Origin of the sequence: Spirillospora sp. NPDC046719 (assembly GCF_040645715.1) — a bacterium.
In the GTDB taxonomy this organism is placed as follows: domain Bacteria; phylum Actinomycetota; class Actinomycetes; order Streptosporangiales; family Streptosporangiaceae; genus Spirillospora.
In genome coordinates this window covers 1-1,607 of sequence record NZ_JBEYYT010000868.1, presented here as the reverse complement: position 1 = coordinate 1,607, position 1,607 = coordinate 1, and the positions used below count along the sequence as shown (strand labels likewise).

Genomic DNA, 1,607 nt, shown 5'->3' with positions numbered 1-1,607 from the left:
CCCTCCGAAGCTGCCCTGAGGCCGGTCACCCGCACCTGTTCCCCGACAACCCCAACATCGCGGTATACGCCGTCACCGACACCGCCGACGTCGAAAGCGACCCCGACCACTTCGCCGCGGCCGTCACCCACTGGACACCGCACTGCGGCATCCGCCGCCGCCAACAAGCCGCACTTCTCGACCGCTACGGCACCACCCGCCGACCCGTCATCATCGGCGGGGACCTCAACTCCACCGCCAGCGGCGACCACCTCCCCCAACGGGACTGGACCGCCGCCGACCACCGCACCCGTGCCCAGAAAGGCCGACGCCTACCCGACGGCACCTGGACCGCCGACACCGACGCCGTCGACCACCTCATCGGCCGCTGGAATCCCCACACCCGACAGCGCGACGACGGATGCGGCTTCCACGCCCTCGCCGACCTCGCCTGGCAAACCAACCCGGACACTGAGCTGCTGCCCACCGTCAACAACAAGGATCACGTCGGCGGCGGCCTGCTCATCGACTGGCTCCTCGCCAACACCGCCATGCTCCCGCACGTCATCCCCGACAGCTACCACGTCCACCTACCCCACACCGACCCGATCCCGTCCGACCACCGCCTCATCACCGCCACCCTGACATTCCCGACAGCACCGTCCGGCAAGGGCGTTTGACCATGATGGGGACTTCGAAAGCAGCCAGATCGGAGAACAGCGGATGGGCGCCGGCGAGCCGCGCCGTGTCTGCACGAAGGCACCGAACCTCGACTACGCGCTGTGGCACGTACTACTTCTGTAAGCCTGCGTACAGATCATCCCGCCAGGCGGCCCGCCGCTATCCGGCACCCCGACCGGGACGAGAATCGAACTCGCATCGTGAATCGCGGATAGGCGCGAGGAGAGGGCCGAGCCGGCCGCCCACTGAATACAGGTCGCCCTTGTTCCGAACTCGCCGACCAGGCCAACCAGGGCCACCCCTTCACCTACCCGAAGCCAGGGTGCGGCAGGCCGAGGGGCGGTTATCGGAAGGCCCAGGAAGCCACCGCGAACCGTGCCGAGTCCATCTGGTTGATGCGGCAAACGCCGCGCAGGATACCGTGTCCCTACGTTCGTAGGACCACCCTGCCAGAAGGGAATGTGCCGTACCGTGGCGAAGCAAATTATCCAGAAGCTGATCGATGACTTGGATGGCGGAGACGCCGAGGAGACCATCAAGTTCGCTCTCGATGGCGTGCAGTACGAGATTGACCTGTCGAGCAGCAACGCCGGCAAGCTGCGCGAACTGTTCGCTCCCTATGTCGCCCATGGCACGAAGGTCGGCCGAGGCGGAGTGGTAGTCGGTGGACGCGCTGCTCGCGGCCACGGCACGGCCAGCACCGACCGCGAGCAGAACAAAGCGATCCGGGCATGGGCCAAGAAGGCCGGCAAGGACATCTCCGATCGAGGACGAATCCCGCAGGAAATCGTCGACGATTACCACGCGAAGGCCGGCAGGTAAAGGCACACACACGCCGACCCTGCGCGCACCTCGACCGCACCGTAGTCGTGGTCCCGTGACAGCGGCGTCGTCCTGCGCCACCACGCTAGTTATGCCCACACAAGATTCACTGGGCGACGTTCGAT

The 1,607-nt window shown here is 66.3% G+C and carries 2 protein-coding genes; both read left to right on the top strand.

All coding sequences use genetic code 11. The features are described from left to right. Nucleotides 1–659, top strand: a 659-nt coding sequence (locus tag ABZ914_RS51095) for an endonuclease/exonuclease/phosphatase family protein (RefSeq protein ID WP_500201780.1), incomplete at its 5' end; no start/stop codon positions are given. 472 nt (nt 660–1,131) lie between these two features. Continuing rightward, a complete protein-coding gene (locus ABZ914_RS51090; RefSeq protein WP_357219091.1) occupies nt 1,132–1,482 on the top strand; it encodes a histone-like nucleoid-structuring protein Lsr2 in 351 nt (116 codons plus the stop codon). Nucleotides 1,483–1,607: the final 125 nt, after the last annotated feature.